Below are 15,146 nucleotides of genomic sequence, written 5' to 3' on the forward strand. Positions count from 1 at the left end.
GTTTAGCTTAATAGGCACAGCGTTTTATGATTTTTATACGCTTTATACCCGTTGTTTAAAGTAATGTTGACTATTAATTCGACCAGCTAGCACAAGCAAACTTGGATAAATGAATACTTAACCTACTCCAGGCTACACACTAACAATCTTTTTTCGACTCTCATATTAAACTTTAGTCTAGAACACAGGTGAAATAGTTGACTTAAGGGTTACAATTCATCTAAATACACTAAGGATACTTATTGGAGATATTGCCATGGACTCAGCATTAACCGAAATCAGTGAATTTATACAAGCGATTCCTCCGATGGATTTATTGCCGAGTAATATCATCGAACAAGTCGTTAAAGAGATCAGTATTTGTTATGTGCGTAGGGGGCAGTCGCTACCTCCAGAGGGTATTGTAGAAGCGAACCTCTACATATTACGCAAAGGTGCATTAAGTTATGTCACTGAAAATGATGAGTTATTGGGGAAATATAGTGAAGGCGATATTTGTACCGCTTTTTGCCTAAATAATGATGACAAGGCCAAAGTTACCTCTGATGAAGATACTTTGCTTTACAGCATCAACTACCATAACTTTCACCAGCTGGTCAGTGAATATCCCGATGTACTGGCATTTTTTCAGCAAACATCTGAGCAACGCCTCAATAAAAAAATGCTGCAAGTTAATGAAGACGCTATTTTAAATTCTTCATTACTTAATAGCTCAATCGCTCATTTTTGTCATGACCCTGTTTTTACCGTAAGTCCTGACACGAGTATTCAACAAGCGGCCATTTTGATGACAGAACAAGGTTTTTCATGTTTGGTTATTGTACAAAATGATCAGTTACTCGGCATAGTCACCGACAAAGACATTCGTCGGCGCTGTGTGGCGCAAGGCTTAGGTATTGAGCAACCGGTTAGCGTAATCATGACCGATGACATGGCGACAATCGATATTAAAAGTACTGCCTATGACGCGTTAATGATGATGACACAAAAGCATATTCATCATTTACCTGTCACTGCAGATAGCCAACTCAAAGGCATGGTTACTGTCACTGATTTAATGAATAATGAAGGGCAAAATGCCATTAACATTACCAGTATTATTCATAAAGCAAAATCGGTCGACGAACTCATCGAAATCAGTAGCATGATACCCAAACTGCAAATACGGATGGCAAAACTAGGCACTACCGCTGACCATGTTGGTAAAAGTATTAGTGCCATTACCATGGCGTTTACCATTCGATTAATTGAAATGGCGGAAAAATTATTAGGCCCACCACCTGTGCCTTACGCGTGGTTGGCTGCAGGCTCGCAAGGAAGACAAGAGCAATTTGCTCACTCAGATCAAGACAACGCCTTAATCATTTCAAACGACATGCAACCACAGCATGGCTACTGGTTTAAAGATCTTGCTACTTTTGTTTCTGACGGCTTAGCCGCTTGTGGTTTTATTTACTGCCCTGGCAATGTCATGGCGACAAATCCTCAGTGGTGTCAAACACAAAAAAAATGGTCACAATATTTTGCCCAGTGGATTAACACACCAGACCCAAAAGCCTTAATGCATTGCAGCACTTTTTTTGACTTAATCACGGTTTATGGCGAGAGTAATTTACTCGAGCAAGTGCGAGTGAAAATGTTAAAAAAAACCCAAAGTAGCACATTATTTATTGCACACTTATCGCGTAACGCTTTAAATTTAAGGCCACCATTAGGTTTTTTCCGTGATTTTGTCTTAATTCAAGATGGCGAAAATAAAGCGACACTAGATTTAAAACACAACGGTATTGCCCCAATAGTTGATCTGGCCCGTATTTATGCACTATCTGAGGGGATTTCTTCGGTCAATACCATAGAGCGATTAAAGCAAGCCGCAGGCACACCTTCATTAACCAAAGCATCAGCAGCAAACCTTATTGATGCCTATGAATTTTTAAGTATGCTGCGCATGATGCACCAAGCCAACAAATTACAAAAAGGACAACAGCCTAATAACTACTTGTCACCTAAAGATATATCTAAACTCGAGCGTGAACACTTAAAAGATGCCTTTAAAGTGATCAAAACCATGCAAGACAGCCGTCAGTCAACTTATTAACGATAGCCATTTATTATGTTAAACCATCATCCATTAACTCGTTGGCTATTCGGTTACGAAGCACAACGTAAACGTATGTTAAAAAGGGCGCCTGAAGGGCCATTGCGTGATTTTCTCAGCGTACCCTTTCCACCGCTTTACACTCCGTTGAACTGTATTCCAATTTTAGCGGTAGATTTTGAAACCACAGGTTTAGATGCGGTGCAAGATAAGTTACTCAGTGTCGGTTGCGTAGAATTAAACTTTAATCAAATAAAGCTTGGCAGCAGTTATCACCAAATTATTAACGCTAAAGGTAGCTTAAAGGCCAATAATGTCACTATTCATCAAATAACTGACGACCAAAAAGACCAAGGTCAGCCCTTAGCTGAGGTCATAGAACAATTACTTAAGCGCCTTGCCGGCAAAGTGATGTTAGTACACTTTGCCCGTATTGAACGACAGTTTTTGCGACAAGCCTGCCTTGAACTCTATGGTATGGCGCCACCATTTCCTATTATAGACACCTTAGTGGTCGCTAAAAGAAGACTCGATAAAAGAGATGTAGCCTACGACCCTTCTGAATTAAGACTGTTAGCCTTACGAGAAAAGTACGACCTGCCTGAGCACTATGCCCACAATGCACTCAATGATGCTATCGCAACAGCTGAATTGTTGTTAGCGCAGTTAAGCGAAAGAAGTAAGGATTTGTCACTGCAGCAATTGATTTTATAAGTTGAGCATTAACCTATTTGCTAGAGAAATAGCCACTACGATTGAAATACTTAAGGTGCTGCACAATAACTTTGCCACACCATGGCGCCTATACCTGCTGTATTTTAATAGACAGACTTTGCACGCCGAGCACGGCTATGCGGCTAAATTATTTTAGCCAAATGCAGAAAATAGCTTGGTCTATGGTCAAACTATGAGATAATTATGGCCGCAATCACATACCTATGGTCAATTATGAAACTTTTAGTTCGCAACCTTTCTCGTACGACAACCGAACAGGAACTCCGTATTTTATTTTCTGCTCATGGCACTGTCACTGAATGTAACTTAGTTTTAGACCAAGAAACGGCCAAATCAAAAGGTTTTGCTTTTGTTGTAATGCCTGATGAAAAAGAAGCAAAACTAGCCTTGTCTAATCTACATGAAACCAAAATCGCAAAAAATAAAATTCGTGTGAAAATCGCGCAATAATTTTAGCCAAACAATAGAAAAAAAAGCCAGCTCTATGCTGGCTTTTTTGTCACTAAATAAAACTAAAGCTCGTTAGTACTTGCAGAGTGACCATGCAGCTATTATGACGATATTTTTTCATCTGTTAGCTTGTGCTGTTTTTCATAGCTTAGTGATTTAATCTGCCATTTTAATAACGCTTACAAGCTCAATTGAGCTTGTAAGTGTAACTCTATGTAATCTTTTGTAAATTCAGTCAATTAAGGTTTATTATTAAAATACTTTAATTTAGAATGATCGTTCACTCTAAATTTAAAAGGTATTTAACATGCAGTGTTCCCGCACCGTTTTATTTGTATTATCAAGCCTCATAGGTTCCGTTGCTTTAACGGGTTGTGATATCGCTGCCGAGCAGTCACAAGTTTTAGCACCTCAAGCTGTGCCTGTAGGTGTGGTGACATTAAAAAGCCAATCATTAACGCTTAAAAAAGAATTACCTGGTCGCATTAGTGCCTTTCAAATCGCTGATATTCGTCCTCAGGTAAGTGGTATAGTGCAATCGCGTTTATTTACTGAAGGCAAGCGAGTTGAGCAAGGCCAAGCGCTTTATCAGATTAATCCTGCCACATTTAAAGCTGAACTAGCGGCGAGCGAAGCCGCTGTGGCAAAAGCGCAAGCCAGCATTGCAAGCAGTAAAGCTAAAGCTTCACGCTATAGCGAGCTATTAAAAATTAAAGCAGTAAGTCAGCAAGACTTTGATGAAGCTGATGCGTCATACAAACAAGCGAAAGCCGAATTACTAACCGCTAAGGCACAACAACAAAGTGCGCAAATTAATCTTGATTATAGCCATGTCTCGTCACCCATTAGCGGACAAATTAGTAAGTCGAGTGTCACTGTAGGTGCTTTAGTCAGTGCCAATCAAACCACTGCGCTTGCAACAGTGACTCAGCTTGACCCAATCTATGTCGATTTAACGCAATCAAGCAATGAACTAACCAAACTTAAAAAAGCGATAGCGTCAGGTGCTTTGACGGTTGACTCGACAAGTCAAACAGACGTTGAACTCATCATGGAAGATGGTGCAACTTATGCTCATAAAGGCACATTACAGTTTTCTGAAGTAACCGTAGACCCAAGTACGGGCTCGGTAACCCTGCGCGCTAAATTTCCTAACCCGGAAAAATTATTATTGCCAGGCATGTATGCCCGCGCTTCTATCATTGAAGGCGTAAAAGCCAACGCTATTTTAGTTCCTCAGCGTGGCGTAAGTCGAAATACTAAAGGCGAGCCAACAGCAATGGTGGTCAGTAAAGACAATAAAGTTGAAAGCCGTATTTTAGCTGTTGATAGAACAGTGGGTTCAAATTGGTTAGTAACAAGTGGATTGGCTGATGGCGACAAATTGATTGTTGAAGGTTTGCAAAAAATTCGTCCCGGTGCCCCAGTTGTTTCATCTGAAGTTGGCTCATCTGCTGCAGCATCTTCTGTAAATAAAGCGCAATAACGGAGCATTGTAATGTCACGATTTTTTATTGATAGACCTATATTTGCATGGGTACTTGCTATCGTGGTGATGCTTGCGGGTATTTTAGCTATTCAAAATTTGCCTATCGCACAGTATCCATCGATCGCGCCACCTGCTGTTAGTATTACAGCAACTTACCCGGGCGCCTCAGCACGTACGCTTGAAGATACAGTAACACAAGTTATTGAGCAGAAAATGAAAGGGCTTGATGGCTTGCTTTATATGTCGTCAACGTCTGAGTCTAGCGGCTCTGCTACATTGACGCTTTCATTTAGTGCTGACACTGACCCTGATATTGCTCAGGTTCAGGTGCAAAATAAATTGGCAACCGCAACACCATTGCTACCAGAAGCAGTGCAAAGACAAGGTGTTGTCGTTGCTAAATCAGCTCGAAACTTTTTAATGGTTTACGCTTTCGTCTCGAAAGATGGCAGCATGAGCAATATTGATATTGGTGATTATGTTTCATCGAATGTGCAAGATATTGTCTCGCGCGTAGAAGGTGTGGGTGAAGTGCAATTGTTTGGCTCTCAATATGCCATGCGCATTTGGTTAGACCCAGCAAAACTTGAAAGCTATAAACTGACACCAGCCGATATTAGTGCCTCTATATCAGAGCAAAATGCCCAAGTATCAGCAGGTCAATTAGGTGCTATGCCCGCTATTGCTGGCCAGCAACTCAACGCGACAGTAACCGCACAAAGTCGGTTACAAACACCGGCTCAATTTGAAGAAATTTTAGTTAAAACCAGTAGCGATGGCTCTGTTGTGCGCCTTAAAGACGTAGCGAGTGTCGAACTCGGTGGTGAAAGCTACCGTGTAGTTGCCCGTTATGATGGTCAACCTGCCTCAGGTCTAGGTATTAAACTTGCCAGTGGCGCCAACGCACTTGATACGGCTGATGGTATTAAAGCCGCGATAAATGAGCTTGAACAATTCTTTCCTGAAGGATTAGAAGCCGTTGTTCCTTACGACACAACACCCTTTGTTTCTTTATCAATAGAAAAAGTTATTCACACTTTAATTGAAGCCGTTGTTTTAGTATTTATTGTCATGTATCTATTTTTACAAAACTTCCGCGCGACACTCATTCCAACCATTGCGGTACCTGTGGTGCTGCTTGGTACGTTCGGTATTCTATATACTTTTGGCTATTCAATAAATACGATGACCATGTTTGCGATGGTATTGGCTATTGGTTTATTAGTTGATGACGCCATCGTCGTGGTAGAGAACGTAGAACGATTGATGACCGAAGAAAAACTATCGGCGGTTGAAGCAACACGTAAATCAATGGATGAAATAAAAGGTGCCTTAGTCGGTATCGCTATGGTGCTTTCAGCGGTATTTATTCCGATGGCATTTTTTAGTGGTTCTACCGGTATTATCTATCGTCAATTTTCAATTACGCTAGTCTCTGCGATGGGGCTTTCGGTATTAGTTGCACTTATTTTAACGCCAGCACTGTGTGCTTCGTTATTAAAACCAAGTCATGTACACGACAACAGCTCACTAATCGGTAAATTTTTCTCTGGCTTTAACCGTGGTTTTGATAAAACTAACGCCGGTGCGCAAGGCTTTGTTAGCCGAATGATCCAAAACTCTAAACGTTACTTGCTTATTTATGCTGTGATTGTTGGTGGTATGGTCTACGTGTTTTCAAACTTACCGACTGCATTTTTACCTGATGAAGACCAAGGTATTTTGTTTAACCAAGTTTCATTACCCGCAGGCTCTACAACTCAACAAACGTTAGAGGTAGTTAAGAAAGTAGAAGATCACTTCTTGAACGACCAATCTGAAGCCGTTAATGGTATTTTCACGGTAACAGGTTTTAGTTTCGCCGGTTCAGGGCAAAACTCAGCGATTGCCTTTGTAAATCTTAAGCATTGGGATGAACGCCAACGTGACGATTTATCGGTACAAGGTGTTGCGGGTAAAGCGATGGGATATTTTTCTACGATAAAAGAAGCCTTTGTCTTTGCTTTCCCACCGCCAGCGATTATGGAACTAGGTACTGCCAACGGCTTTAATATTTTTTTGCAAGACCGTGTTGGTCTTGGCCATGACGCGCTGCTAGCCGCTCGAAATCAGTTATTAGGCTTAGCAAGTCAAAGCCCAATCTTAGCGGGCGTTCGTCCTAACGGCCAAGAAGACATGCCAGAGTTACAACTTGATACTGATTTAGCGAAAGCTGAAGCACTTGGCGTTTCGCAAAGTGCTATTAACAGCACGCTTTCAACAGCATGGGGTAGTAGTTATGTAAATGACTTTATTGACCGTGGTCGCGTGAAAAAAGTGTATATGCAAGGTGATGCAAAATCTCGTATGGTGCCAGAAGATTTAAATAAATGGTATGTACGTAACAAGAATGGTGACATGGTGCCTTTCTCGGCATTTTCTAGCACTTACTGGACCTACGGCTCACCACGTTTAGAGCGTTATAATGGTTTTTCAGCAATGGAAATTCAAGGTAGTGCAGCGCCCGGCTACAGTACGGGTCAAGCAATGGATGAAATGGAGCGTTTAGTTAAACAGCTGCCAAATGGTATTGCATCTGAGTGGACAGGTATCTCGTTCCAAGAGCGTTCAAGTAGTGGGCAAGCTCCTTTACTTTATGGTCTTTCATTACTGTTTGTATTTTTATGTTTAGCGGCATTATATGAAAGCTGGTCGGTTCCATTCGCTATTATGTTAATTGTGCCTTTGGGTATATTTGGTGCAATTATGGCGGCTTTTTTCGGCGGTTTATCAAACGATATTTACTTACAAGTAGGCTTGTTGACTACCATAGGTTTAGCCTCTAAAAATGCGGTATTAATTGTTGAATTTGCCATTCATAAAATGGATGAGGGCTTAGGCCTAGTTGATGCCGCTGTCGCCGCAGTACGCCTTCGTTTACGTCCTATCTTGATGACCTCTATGGCCTTTATTTGTGGTGTTTTACCTCTAGCTATTGCATCAAGTGCTGGCTCGGGTGCGCAAAACGCCTTAGGTATTTCAATTATTGGCGGCACACTTGCCTCATCAATTTTGGTGGTGGTATTTGTCCCGATGTTCTTTGTCTTAGTGCGTCGTATCTTCCCTGGTAAAGTTAACGATTCTATCAAGGAGAGCGCAGAATGAATTTAAAAAATCGTTCTTTTAACGCTGGTAACGTCCACAAGCGCCAGCTGAAAACCCTGACGGTAAGTGCTATTACGTTAGTTGTTTTGAGTGCTTGCCAATTAGCACCTGAGCAAAATAAACTTGCACTACCTGTACCTGATGCCTATGCATCAGGTACCAATCAAGCACAAGTTACGCCACTAAAATGGCAAGAGTTTTTTAACGACAAAAGCCTGCAAGCATTAATTGCACAAAGTCTTGAGCATAATAAAAATCTCCAAATTGCCATGCTTAATGTCCAGCGTGTACGTGGGCTTTATCAAATTGAAGACTCAGCGTTATATCCATCGTTAGATTTTAATAGCTCGGGTACTCGCCAACGTTTACCCGCTGATTTATCAGCAGGAAACAAGGCGACAATAAGCTCACAATATGGCGCAACAGTAGGTATAACCTCCTACGAGCTTGATATTTGGGGTAAGGTAGGTAATCAATCAGCACAAGCCTTACAAACCTTATATTCTACTGAGCTTAGCCAATACAGCACGCAAGTGACGTTAGTGGCTGAACTGGCTAATGCCTGGCTTAACTATGCTGCCGATCAGCAATTATTAACGCTTTCTAGAGAAACCTTGAATTCTCAGCAAGAGTCTCTGTCGCTGACACAAAAAAGCTTTGATTTAGGCGCAGCCTCAAAACTTACGCTTGAGCAACTTAAAAGTACCGTCGCTACCGCAAAAATTGATATCGCAAAATATAAGCGCTTATTAAAACGTGACAAAAATGCTTTAGACTTACTTGTAGGTAAACCAGTCGCGAGTGATTTCCTGCCAAGTAAGTCACTGAATTCGTTGCTTACCTTACCAGAAATACCGGTTGGCTTGCCGTCTGACTTATTAACGCAACGGCCAGACATTAAAGCCGCAGAACATCAACTATTAGCAGCAAATGCCAATATTGGTATTGCGCGTGCCGCTTTTTATCCAAGTATTAGCTTAACGGCAAATGTCGGCTCGGCTTCAAGTGATTTAAACAGCTTATTTGATTCAGGCTCTGGATCATGGAGTTTTGTACCTTCGATTCGCTTACCTATTTTTAATATGGGTCGTAACCAAGCGGGGTTAGATGTCGCTAAAGCTGAGCAAGCAATTGCCTTGGTGACTTATCAGCAAAAAATTCAGCAAGCGTTTCGTGAGGTGGCTGATATACTTGCCGATAGAGAAGGTTATCAAGCGCAATTAACCGCACTTGATATGTTGCTACAAAGTCGTCAATCGACATTTGATTTATCTCAAGCACGTTATAACAAAGGGGTGGATAGTTACTTACAAGTTCTTGATGCACAAAGAACCTGGTATAACGCTCAGCAGCAAAATATTATGGGTCAACAAGCTTTACTTGCTAGTCAAATTAGCTTGTACAAAGTCGTTGGCGGTGGCTGGGAACAAAGTGCTAAAACTGGTCAACCTGAGTAATTTTATCAGGGTACATAATTATTATGTACCCTGATAAAACCCAGTGGTAAATTCATTTTTGAAATGTAAAAACGCTTAATTAAACACTATTTTCGTACCGGTAGTCCGGTAATGGAGTTTCGTATGAAAACCAAAAGACATTCAGATCCTGCGCTTGCTCAAGCACGCAGAGAGCAAGTGCTTAGCGCTGCAGCTGATTGTTTCCGCCGTAAAGGTTATCACGGTGCAGGCATGGCTGAAATATCTCGCACAGCGGGAATGAGTGCTGGGCATATTTATAATTATTTTGATAGTAAAGAAGCCATTATAGAAAGTATTATTGAAAAAGATATGGAAGAAATGTTCTCTATCTTTCAGCAGTTTGAAGACCATCCCAGTGATGTGTTAACCGCACTGTTAGATGGCTTAAATATTGGTGTGCAAAGGCACATGGATACTGGTTCATGCGTTGTTGATTTAGATATGATGGCTGAAGCGGGCAGAAACCATAAAGTCGCAACGCTATTGCGCGACGCAGATGCACAAGCAAGAAATCGCATGAGGCAACTATTAACCAGTGAAAGAAGTCTGTTAAAAGATCATTCTGAACAAGAACTTGAAAGCCGTATAAATGTTATATTTTCGGTGATGGCCGGGTTATTACTAAGAAAAGTTCTTTACCCAGAGCTCACTGAAGAAACCGTATTAATAGCACTTCGACCCGCCATGAAAACATTACTTATGCCATTTGAGTAGCAACAGTAGGGCTTAAAGTTAGCCAACGGATTTGGCTTTGTTTTCGTCTATAAGATGATTTTAAGATTTTTATTAATCAAGAAACAATGGTTCTTCCTCCCTTGATTAACCAAGCCATACCGGAAAATTACTGAGTTTATTGCTTAGCTTTACAAAATTTATCTTCGGCTACGGCTAATCTCCTAGCATGACATGCAATAATACTTTGAAAACTAAGCTCGCGTCCCTAAATTGAGTGACTTAACCACTATGTATTTAGTACTAAACTAGTGAATTATTTGTCCCTATGATTGCTCATATTGAATATCACTAATGTACCAAATTTTTTCACCTGTTGGCGTTTTCACTACCACCTCGTCATCAACGGATTTTTTTAAGCAAGCGCGTGAAATAGGTGAGTCGATTGAAGAAAAATCGTTGCGGCCATAGATCTCTTCTGGGCCGACAATACGAAACTTTAGCGTTTCATTATCGTCATTGTTTAAACTCACCCAAGCCCCAAAAAATACTTTACCTTCTTGCTGTGGTCCGTAATCAACAATCTTTAGCTCTTCAAGTATTTTGCGGAGATAGCGCACACGGCGGTCTATTTCACGTAGGCGTTTTTTGTTGTACTGATAGTCAGCATTTTCACTGCGATCACCTAAGCTTGCCGCCCACGATACTTTACGAGTGGTTTCAGGACGGTCTTCACGCCACAGTTTATTTAACTCTTGTTGTAATAAAACATAACCCGCTCGGGTGATTAATTTTGTTTTCATAACTTGTACTATCGTTTCAATAATTGGCGATGAAGAGTGGTTAGCTGCACATAATGCAAAAAATCAAACACTCATTTACCTGTCATAATATCGTGAAATACCTGGCTAGGCTAGTGATACCAATTAGCCTAACTTATGAAGCCATTGAGTATAATTATTGTTTGATAACAAGCGAGTGTATGAACAGCAAGGTATTGTTGATAAAGCCAAAAGGGCACTAAGGTATTGAGTTTTCTATGGCTTTAAAATGAAAAATACCGCGAGGTTACGCGGTATTTTAGCTTACTTTTGTTCTAATGGTTTGGGCTATGTTTGCTTTGGAATGATCTGAATTTCAACCCGGCGATTAAGCGCGCGGCCATTAGCCTTCATGTTATCAGCCACAGATCGAGACTCACCATAACCTATGGTTTTTAAACGACTAGCAACAATATCTTGATTGGTTAGATATTGCTTAACACTGCCGGCACGTTGCTCAGATAAATTTTGATTAAACTCTGCTCCACCTTGGCTATCCGTATGGCCTTCAATGCTCAACAAGGTTTTCTCATATTTATTTAACACCCGTGCGATATCGTCTAGCGTGCTATAAAAGCCAGAAGTAATATAAGCTTGGCCAATGGCAAAAGTGATATTGGCCGGCATAATTAAACGTAAATTATCACCTTCGCGCACCACTTCAATACCTGAGCCAGATAATTCGTCACGAAACTCTTGCTCTTGTTTATCCATATAATCGCCAATAGCCACGCCAGCAAGTGCACCAATGGCAGCGCCCCAAACAGCACGTTTATTCTTATGGTTACTGGTCGACTTACCGAGAATAGCGCCAGTAATTGCGCCAATAGCGGCACCTTTTTCTTTATTGGTGCTTGCACAACCACTAAACGCTAACGAAAGAACCACTAAACTGATGATAGATTTTTTGAATTGCATAAATACGACCTTAAGGAGAATAATACGATTTGAAATAACTTGTTTTATCATACCAAGGAAAAATGAATGGCAGATGAACAAGCGTGGCAATAAGCTTAGACTTTAACTTTCTCTCTAACTTTAACTTAAGTGATTGTATCAATGTTACCCGCATAAATAACATCTTAAAGCTTAACTCTTTCCATCGCGGGCCTATATTTACAAAAGTGTGGGTTATTGGCGTAATGCTGGAGTGATGACCGAACTGCTTAATACCGCTAAATAGAGGAGGTTTGAGAGGAGCCTGAATATAAAAACACCACGGCTAGCGTGATGTTTTATTTAAATAACGGATGATGTTAACGTTCAAAGTAGGCGTATAAAATTTAAGGTATAAAGTTAGCTTTATACCTTACATAGCCCTATTGAAATACCGCATCAACAGCGATCACTTCAACATTTTTACTGGCTAACTTCAGTTGATAGCTTTCGATAATTTTATCGCTGGCTAATAACTCAGCTGGTTTTTCAGCATTATATTTCAATGATGAAACTTGCTCTGACAACAAGCGTTTTTTCATGTCTTCGCCGTCACCTGAAATAAAGACATAGTGAATATTATCAGTTTGTAAGTTTTCTTTAATCACTCGATTGACATCGGCTAAAGATAATTTAGCAAATTGCCCACGTACATAGTTAACAAATTCTTCGGTTTGATAAAACTCACTATCAAGGGCGTAACCTAGTTGCTGATCTTGGCTCGCTACTAGTTGAGGCGCATAGTTAGTTAAATAATTACGCGTTGCTTGAAAGTCTTTTTCGCTCATACCCTTTTCAATTAGCTTATCTAATTCGTATAACGCGGCCCGGGTCGCAAAATGGGCGTCATTGTTCGAACGTAATGGTCGCAGCCATACTTGAAAAATTTGACTAGAACGGCCTAAGTTTGCATCTGGCTTAGTTTGGTACATGCCACGCGGGAAATATTCGATATAGGAATAATCACCGTAGTTCATACCACGTGCTTGGCGTATTTGTTGATACAAGTAGCTATTTGAGCTTCTGTGTTCACCAAAGTATGAACGCACTAACCATAGCGCGGCCCAATCTGTATCGTTACGAATAGTATCGATTGGAAAACCGAATGAAACCGCGGTTGATTGCGCATTTTTTTCAACTATGGTTGCATGATGACCTTTTAACACCGGCGCTTTTGCAATGCTTAAGCGTTTTTCATCACCCACAGGTAAGGTTGCAAAATCACTCAATAATTGGGCTTTTAAATCACGTGGCAGTGCGCCCGTTATACCCACATGCAATTTAGCCTGCGTAAGTTGAGCGTGATAAAAAGCCTGCACATCATCAAGGGTAATCGCTGCTAAATCAGATAAGTCGCCGCTATTATAATGCGCGTAAGCGTGACCTTGATAAAGTTCGCTATAAAGCACTTCTTTACCTAACTCTTCATCATTAGACGATTTAAGTCCTGATTCAATACCGTCAATTAACTCTTTTTTCAGACGTTTAAAGTCATCTTCGCGCCAGCCTGGGTTAAGTAATTGGTCACTGATTAATTGATACCAAGGTTGTGCATTGTCTTTATGCACACGACCCGTAAACGAGATCATTTCTTTATCTAGCTGAGACGAAAACTGTCCAGCTAATGGATATAAACCTTGTTGTATTTCTTTATAGCTACGCGTTTGTGAGCCACCTTGGGTCAACATACTTGCCATTAATGCCGCAACGCCTTTTTTACCTGCGGGATCAGCCGCGGCACCGGTATAAAACAAAAAGTTAACATCAATCAATGGTGAGTCATTGGTATTATCTAATAGCGCAAATTGTGCTTTACTCGCTGGCGTTTTTTTCACTTCACGTTTTGTCACCGCCGCGTTTAAATCAACTTCTTGCTCAAACCCCGTCACCTTATCTAATGCCGATAACGTAACCGTCGTGCGGTTATCATCAATAAAATATTTATTAGCGATACGCTTAATATCGTCAGCGGAGATATTATCGAAGCTGTTATAAAGGTGATTAATCGTTTCAGGGTCGCGATCAAAGTGCATGTAGCTTGCTAGGGTTGAAGCAATTGACTCTGAAGAGTCTAAGCTATTGACGAAGCTATATTTTAAGTTAGATTTTAAATTATCAAGCTTTTCTGTTGAGACTAATTCAGTGCGCGCTTGCGCGTAAGTTTGATTGATGGCATCACGCACAATCGCTAAATCTTTTTCTTCGTTCACTTTAATAAAAACGTGACGTAAACCGGCATCTTTTGTCGCTGGATTGTAGTTAAACATTTGGCTTGCCAACTGCTTGTCAACGACGAGTTCTTGATACAAGGCTGAGTTATTGGAAAAGTATAATTCAGAGATTAAATCTAATGCCGCGCGATCTTTTTTCTTGGGTTGCCAATCAGCCCCTTTATACGACACTAATAACCAATGGCCCGGTAAACCGTCAAATTTTTCATGGACATATTTCGCCGCTTGTTGTTTTGGCTCTGGCGTAATGTCATTAACAAAATCACCTCTTTGCCAATTACCCCAATGTTTTTCTACCATTGCCATAGTCGCTGCGGGCTCGACATCGCCAACAATGACTAACGAAACATATTCTGGCTTATAAAACTGTTTAAAGAACTTTTTGCCATAAGCAACTTGCTCAGGCATAGCTTCTACGTCTTCAAAAAAACCCATGGTAGTATGTTTATAAGTATGGCTGTCAAAGGCCTCTTTGCGCACAGCAGCAAGTAATTTACGCACAGGACTGGCATTATTTTTTAAGTATTCACCTTTAACCGTTAATGCTTCAGTTTTAAATTGTGCTTCGGTGTAAGTTAGATTTTTAAAATGATCTGCTTGGATCTCTAATACTTTATCTAAGTGATCTTTAGAGAAATCTAAATGATAGTTAGTGTAATCGTTGGTGGTGTAGGCACCATTATCAACACCGGCATTTTTAAATAAATCAGCATAAACCGCTTGTGGAAATTTTTCTGAGCCTTTGAACATCATATGCTCGAAAAAATGTGCAAAGCCGGTTCTACCCACTTCGTCTTCATCACGAGAGCCAACTGAAACTGGAATTTGCACAGAAACCAGATCAGGATAATCGGTTTTTACAATCAGCACGCGTAAGCCATTGTCTAATTCTTTAAAAACATAATTTTGACTGAATACTTTGTTGGTATTGCTGGCAACGGCGGCACTTTGTGCTGTTGAATTTTGGTGAGTTTGGGTGGCTATACAAGCCGACAGCGTCAAGCTGGCCACAATGGCCACTGCTAGATATTTTATTTTCATTATCAATCCCTTTATTGTTATGCTGATATCTTATGAAATTGATGATGTATT

Annotated in this window: 10 protein-coding genes; 7 read left to right on the forward strand and 3 right to left on the reverse strand. The window is 40.6% G+C overall.

Annotation, left to right across the window (positions count from 1 at the left end):
• Positions 1-256: 256 nt before the first annotated feature.
• The 7 genes from H4J41_RS15835 to H4J41_RS15865 all read left to right on the forward strand — a co-directional run bounded on the left by H4J41_RS15835 (position 257) and on the right by H4J41_RS15865 (position 10,108).
• Positions 257-2,098 carry a putative nucleotidyltransferase substrate binding domain-containing protein gene (locus tag H4J41_RS15835; protein ID WP_182137118.1) on the forward strand — a complete coding sequence of 614 codons (1,842 nt, stop codon included), beginning with the start codon at positions 257-259 and terminating at the stop codon, positions 2,096-2,098.
• Between the two features lie 15 nt (positions 2,099-2,113).
• A complete protein-coding gene (locus H4J41_RS15840) occupies positions 2,114-2,812 on the forward strand; it encodes an exonuclease domain-containing protein (protein WP_182137119.1) in 699 nt (232 codons plus the stop codon).
• A gap of 234 nt (positions 2,813-3,046) precedes the next feature.
• Positions 3,047-3,283 (forward strand): RNA-binding protein, encoded by a 237-nt coding sequence (locus tag H4J41_RS15845; RefSeq protein ID WP_146877867.1) that lies wholly within the window; start codon positions 3,047-3,049, stop codon positions 3,281-3,283.
• Positions 3,284-3,590: 307 nt separating this feature from the next.
• Positions 3,591-4,769 (forward strand): efflux RND transporter periplasmic adaptor subunit, encoded by a 1,179-nt coding sequence (locus H4J41_RS15850; RefSeq protein ID WP_182137120.1) that lies wholly within the window; start codon positions 3,591-3,593, stop codon positions 4,767-4,769.
• A gap of 12 nt (positions 4,770-4,781) precedes the next feature.
• The gene (locus H4J41_RS15855) at positions 4,782-7,916 is read left to right on the forward strand and encodes an efflux RND transporter permease subunit (protein ID WP_182137121.1); all 3,135 of its coding nucleotides are present in this window, start codon (positions 4,782-4,784) and stop codon (positions 7,914-7,916) included.
• On the forward strand, positions 7,913-9,373 hold the full coding sequence (locus H4J41_RS15860) for an efflux transporter outer membrane subunit (protein WP_182137122.1): 1,461 nt from the start codon (positions 7,913-7,915) through the stop codon (positions 9,371-9,373). The genes H4J41_RS15855 and H4J41_RS15860 overlap by 4 nt, the downstream gene beginning before the upstream one ends.
• Positions 9,374-9,496: 123 nt before the next feature.
• Positions 9,497-10,108, forward strand: a complete 612-nt coding sequence (locus tag H4J41_RS15865) for a TetR/AcrR family transcriptional regulator (RefSeq protein WP_182137123.1) — start codon at positions 9,497-9,499, stop codon at positions 10,106-10,108.
• Between the two features lie 284 nt (positions 10,109-10,392).
• Here the strand turns inward: H4J41_RS15865 and greB are convergent, their stop codons facing one another.
• The 3 genes from greB to H4J41_RS15880 all read right to left on the reverse strand — a co-directional run bounded on the left by greB (position 10,393) and on the right by H4J41_RS15880 (position 15,095).
• On the reverse strand, positions 10,393-10,869 hold the full coding sequence (gene greB / locus H4J41_RS15870; protein WP_182137124.1) for a transcription elongation factor GreB: 477 nt from the start codon (positions 10,867-10,869) through the stop codon (positions 10,393-10,395).
• Between the two features lie 306 nt (positions 10,870-11,175).
• Positions 11,176-11,805 (reverse strand): OmpA family protein, encoded by a 630-nt coding sequence (locus tag H4J41_RS15875; protein WP_182137125.1) that lies wholly within the window; start codon positions 11,803-11,805, stop codon positions 11,176-11,178.
• A 401-nt stretch (positions 11,806-12,206) separates the two neighbouring features.
• Entirely contained in the window at positions 12,207-15,095 is a 2,889-nt protein-coding gene (locus H4J41_RS15880) for a pitrilysin family protein (RefSeq protein WP_182137126.1), read from the reverse strand.
• Between the last annotated feature and the right edge of the window lie 51 nt (positions 15,096-15,146).

It is taken from the genome of Colwellia sp. MB3u-45, assembly GCF_014077005.1.
Taxonomy (GTDB): domain Bacteria; phylum Pseudomonadota; class Gammaproteobacteria; order Enterobacterales; family Alteromonadaceae; genus Cognaticolwellia.